Annotated in this window: 6 protein-coding genes; all 6 read left to right on the plus strand. The window is 47.4% G+C overall.

Features of this window, described 5'->3' with window-relative positions:
* Positions 1–545: 50S ribosomal protein L3 (gene rplC / locus ACP5N5_RS05630; protein WP_428133730.1), on the plus strand; the 545-nt coding region annotated here is incomplete at its 5' end.
* A gap of 9 nt (positions 546–554) precedes the next feature.
* Complete coding sequence (gene rpl4p / locus ACP5N5_RS05635) at positions 555–1,373, plus strand: 50S ribosomal protein L4 (protein WP_042667824.1); 819 nt, start codon at positions 555–557, stop codon at positions 1,371–1,373.
* A complete protein-coding gene (locus tag ACP5N5_RS05640; protein WP_198011725.1) occupies positions 1,370–1,639 on the plus strand; it encodes a 50S ribosomal protein L23 in 270 nt (89 codons plus the stop codon). The genes rpl4p and ACP5N5_RS05640 overlap by 4 nt, the downstream gene beginning before the upstream one ends.
* Positions 1,640–1,650: 11 nt before the next feature.
* The gene (locus ACP5N5_RS05645) at positions 1,651–2,370 is read left to right on the plus strand and encodes a 50S ribosomal protein L2 (protein ID WP_428133738.1); all 720 of its coding nucleotides are present in this window, start codon (positions 1,651–1,653) and stop codon (positions 2,368–2,370) included.
* 94 nt (positions 2,371–2,464) lie between these two features.
* A complete protein-coding gene (locus ACP5N5_RS05650; protein ID WP_428133742.1) occupies positions 2,465–3,382 on the plus strand; it encodes an AAA family ATPase in 918 nt (305 codons plus the stop codon).
* On the plus strand, positions 3,366–4,756 hold a 1,391-nt coding region (locus tag ACP5N5_RS05655; RefSeq protein ID WP_428133746.1), incomplete at its 3' end, for a VWA domain-containing protein. The genes ACP5N5_RS05650 and ACP5N5_RS05655, both read left to right, overlap by 17 nt.

Below are 4,756 nucleotides of genomic sequence, written 5' to 3' on the forward strand. Positions count from 1 at the left end.
AGAAGCCTGAAATAATTGAGTTGAAGATCGGTGGAGGCAGTATAGATGAGAGATTGAAGTATGCCGAAGGCATTCTAGGCGGCTACGTTAGAGCATCGGATGTCTTCATGGAGGGACAGTTCGTGGATGTCATCGGTGTAACAAAGGGTAAGGGTTTCCAGGGAGTTGTAAAGAGGTTTGGTGTTAAGGAGCTACCCAGATGGCATAAGCACAGGAAGGGTAGTAGGAAAATTGGTGCCAGGAGCCCGGGCTTCGGTACTATGAGTGAGCCACCACAGGCCGGTCAAATGGGTTTCCATAGGAGGACCGAGTATAACAAGAGAATACTTAAGATGGGGTTGAATGGGTTGGAGATAACTATTGAAGGGGGCTTCCTACACTACGGGCTTGTTTACGGCCCATATATAATGCTTAAGGGCACAGTATTCGGGCCTGCAAAGAGAATGCTTATACTGCGCCACCCGATTAGACCTAACTTAAGATGGCTACCTCTCTCAGGCCCTAAGATAGCTTATTTAAGCCTTGAGAGCAAGCAGGGCATTTAGGTGGTGGTTATGACTCTCGAGACAATTACTCCATTAGCCTTTAAGGAGAAAATAAAGGTCAACGTATACGGTGTCAACGGCAACGTGGTCGGCGAGATTGAGCTACCGGAGTTATTTAATGTACCAATACGTAGAGACCTCATTAGAAGAGCCTTTCTATCAGCGTTTACTGCGATGCTGCAGCCGAAGGGAAGGGATCCCTTAGCTGGTAAAAGAACCACGGCTAAATACTGGGGTGTTGGATATGGTTTAGCCAGGGTGCCAAGGCTACCCAATGGTACAGCAAGGTTTGTTGTAAGCACTAGAAAAGGACATGCAGCGTTTCCGCCTAGACCCGATGAGAGGATACATGAAGAGGTGAATAAGAAGGAAAGAGTTATGGCTATAATCTCAGCGCTTGCGGCCACCTCGAGACCCGAGCTAGTAAGGGAGAGGGGTCATGTATTTACACCTGGCAGGCTTCCTGTGATCATAGTGGATGAAGCCGAGTCAAGTATTTCTAAAACTACACAGGTTAGGGAGTACCTGGAGAAGATAGGATTGTGGAGTGATGTAGAGAGAAGCTTGGATGGCATGGGTATAAGGGCTGGTAGAGGTAAGATGAGGGGGAGGACCTACGTGGAGCCACGCAGTATATTATTTATTGTGTCAAGCTACAGTATACCACTTGCGAAAGCTGTAAGGAACCTTCCCGGGGTAGATATAGCGACACCTGGGAATCTAAGCATCCTGCATCTGGCCCCAGGTGGTGTGCCGGGTAGGTTAACGGTTATATCTATGAAGGCTCTTAACGAGCTTGCTTCAAAATATAGGGTGAGACCGCTATGAGTATGGATAGACTATACAAGGTCATTATTAGGCCTCTCCAAAGCGAGAAAGCTTTAACGCTCATCGATAAACAGAACACTTTGACATTCATTGTAGATATAGATGCAAGCAAGACCGAGATTAAGAGGGCTGTCGAGGAATTATTTAACGTCAAGGTCGAGGATGTCAGGACGCTCATTACCCCGAGAGGGGAGAAGAAGGCATATGTTAAACTAGCCCCAGAGTACAAGGCTAGTGAGGTTGCTTCACAGCTGGGATTAATCTAGGGTGGTGATATATGGGTAAGAGGATTATACCTCAGAGAAGGGGTAAGGCTTCCCCGGTATTCAAGACACCTGATCACATACATGTAGCACCAGCCAGATACCCGTTGCTAGACCCCTCTAAAACCTATAAAGCTGTAGTAGAGGACTTAGTCCATGACCCCGGTAGATGGGTGCCTCTGGCCCAGGTTAAACTGGAGACGGGGCTAGTATTCTACGTTCCCGCTGTAGAGGGAATGTATGCTGGTCAAATAATAGAGATAGGTCCTGGAGCCAAGCCCGTCAACGGCAATATACTCCCGGTAGGCATGATCCCCGAGGGAATGCAGGTTGCAAATATAGAGAAGAGGCCTGGTGATGGAGGTAAATTTGTCCGAGCAAGTGGTACATACGCCGTTATTGTTGGCAGAGCTGGCGGTAAAACACAGGTTCAACTACCGAGTGGTAGAGTAATCGAGATCCCCAACGAGTCCAGAGCCATGATCGGCGTGATAGCTGGGGGCGGTAGATTAGAGAAGCCCTTATTGAAAGCTGGTGCAGCATATTATAAGTGGAGCGCTAAAAGTCGCGTGTGGCCTAAGGTTAGAGGCGTAGCAATGAATGCAGCGTTCCATCCCCATGGTGGTGGTAGCCACCAGCATGTGGGTAGGCCGAGCACAGTGGCACGTAATACTCCACCAGGTAGAAAGGTAGGGCACATAGCTGCTAGGAGGACGGGTAGGAGAAAGGGCTAGTCTTTTCGTAGACATTATTTAATAAATCCCTTTAACTACTTCCTTGTAATTGGATAATGTTTAACGCTTCCACATTATTGAATGGGTTGTAATCATGGTAGCCGATTCCATGGATCCCATTGTTAGAAAGGTTTATGATATATATGGCCAGGTGATTGAGGCTAGGCAACCCGTCAGGGATCCCGAGGGGATGATAAGAGCTTTAAGGGAAGAGTTTAAGCTCGTGGTTAAACCCTATGTTGTTTACCTAACTATCTCAGCCTTCATCAATAACAGGCCTGTCCTCTACGAGGGTCCTCCGGGTACCGGTAAGACCGAGATAGGTGAGGCCATATTATATTTATGGAGCGGTAGGAAACCCTTTATACTCCCATGTAGCGAAAACTATGATGAGTACAGGGTCATAGGGGACTTCCACCCGGCAATAGCCATGTCAAAGGGTTTTAATGAGGAGAGCTTCATACCTAGGCCGTTGCTAGCCGGCTTAATAATGGAGACCGGTGTCCTAATAGATGAGATAAGGAGAAGTAGTGAGGAGTTCCAGAATCTCTTGTTAGATATCATTGATAAAAGAAGGATAATAATACCGGAGTTGAAGAGGGTTTACAGGCAGAATGGATCAGGGTTCCAAGTAGTATTCACAAGCAACCCCTACGATATCGCCCAGGGAGAGCTCAGTGATGCCTTCCTAAGGAGGGTTGTTAGGATAGAGTTCCAGTATCCATCCATGGAAGAGGAGTATGAAATAGTGGAGTTGAAACTAGGTGGCTTAAGCAGTAGGCTCAGTGATGTGGTGATATTTAAGGCTCTTGAAGCTGTTAGGAAGCTGAGGAGTAAAGCAGTATACAAGCCCGGGATCTCCGACACGGTTGCATGGCTCACTCTAACCGCGTTGTTATCCAATATCAAGGGTAAGAGCAAGGCTAGTGAGGAAGAACTACGTGAAGCCGGACGGGCTGTGCTCTATAAGAATCCAGAGGATGAGGAATTAGTCAATGAGATACTCGGATAACGTTGAAGAGTTGAGAAGGCTCATCGATGAGAGGATCCGGGTTGAACTAGATGAGCTTAAGGAGACCCTAGGGGAGTTTAAGAAGGCCCCCATCGACAAGGTGGTATTATATATTGGAATGAAGCTTGCCCTCTCAATGATCACCAGTAATCCCATCCTCCTCGCTGAGTTAAGGGGTAAACTGATTGAATCCCTAGGACTCACAGATAGAACGCAGGGTGAGCCAAGCGGTACAGTGGAGTTATTTACACTGGATGAGAAACTATACAGGAGGCTAGGTAGGACACGGTTTTTAACCATTAGCAGTATGCTCAGCGAGGAGTCTTCGAGGAGAGAGATACTCACATACATATGGATGAGGAAGGCAGGGATTCTGAAGAAGCGATCCAATGGCTCCCTAGTAGTCGATAGAGACGAGTTGTCGAGGTATCGGGCTGGCTCCACATATAGGTTAGAGTTAAATGATATAAAGCGGTTCCTCGGTGAGATACCTAGTAGGCTCTGGAGTAAAGTACTCACCGAGGACTTATTGAATAGTGTTAAGACAGAGGACCTAGTGTCTCTAGCCGAGAAGTTCTACGGGTTCAACCATAGCGTGGATAATAGGATAATCGGTGAGTTGAGGAGGCGTATAGTAGAGGGATGGACGCCTTCGTTCAACGATGCACGTAGACTCGAGAAAGTATTAGGGAGGGTTCTTAAAGGGGTTAAAGCGGATATACCCCCGCATCTACTTCAATATATGGATAACGCTGCCGAGTATGTGAAAGGAAAGGAAAGGGTGCTTGTTGAAAGAATAGAGGAGCTCCCATTGAAGGAAAGATGGGGGGTTTTAAGAGGGCTTAGACAAAGGGTGAGGGATGCTGATTTCTATAGGCGCCTTAACCCCTTATCATTAATGGAGTTAAAGAGCCTTGGTAGCCTGGATAAAGCTCTCGCCAGCAAAATAATGCTGGGGGAGGTTATAGGGAGTTATGTGGAGTACATGTTGACCCGTGATACCTCCTTCAAGGTGTACGCCTTATACATCGCTGAGAGGATTGATCCATCTATGCTGGAGCCTATGTACAGGCCAGTGCTCGAGAGTATTATTGTAGGCGATGAGAAGAAGCTATTGTTCCATCTTGGTAGGGGGATGGGCTTCGACCTAATAGAGCTTATCTCGATAAAGCTCACCGAGGAGTATTCCAGGAGTGGAGTCATTGATCAAGCCCTCGTGAAGCGGGCAATAGCCATTGGCATGAGGCTGTTGAACTACATGAAGGGCGGGGAGGGTCATGCGCGGAGGATCGAGAAGACAGGTTTAAGGGGTAGGCTTGACACCAGGGGCACGGTGTATAAGAGGATTCGTTTAAGTAATGAAATAGTCTACAG

The sequence above is a fragment of the Desulfurococcus sp. genome (assembly GCF_049970475.1).
In the GTDB taxonomy this organism is placed as follows: Archaea; Thermoproteota; Thermoprotei_A; order Sulfolobales; family Desulfurococcaceae; genus Desulfurococcus; species Desulfurococcus amylolyticus.

What these genes read in the sequence shown, in the direction of transcription:
- ACP5N5_RS05640 (WP_198011725.1), top strand. Translation starts at nt 1,370, where the DNA reads ATGAGTATGGATAGACTATACAAGGTCATTATTAGGCCTCTCCAAAGC.
- ACP5N5_RS05645 (WP_428133738.1), top strand. Translation starts at nt 1,651, where the DNA reads ATGGGTAAGAGGATTATACCTCAGAGAAGGGGTAAGGCTTCCCCGGTA.
- ACP5N5_RS05650 (WP_428133742.1), top strand. Translation starts at nt 2,465, where the DNA reads ATGGTAGCCGATTCCATGGATCCCATTGTTAGAAAGGTTTATGATATA.
- rpl4p (WP_042667824.1), top strand. Translation starts at nt 555, where the DNA reads ATGACTCTCGAGACAATTACTCCATTAGCCTTTAAGGAGAAAATAAAG.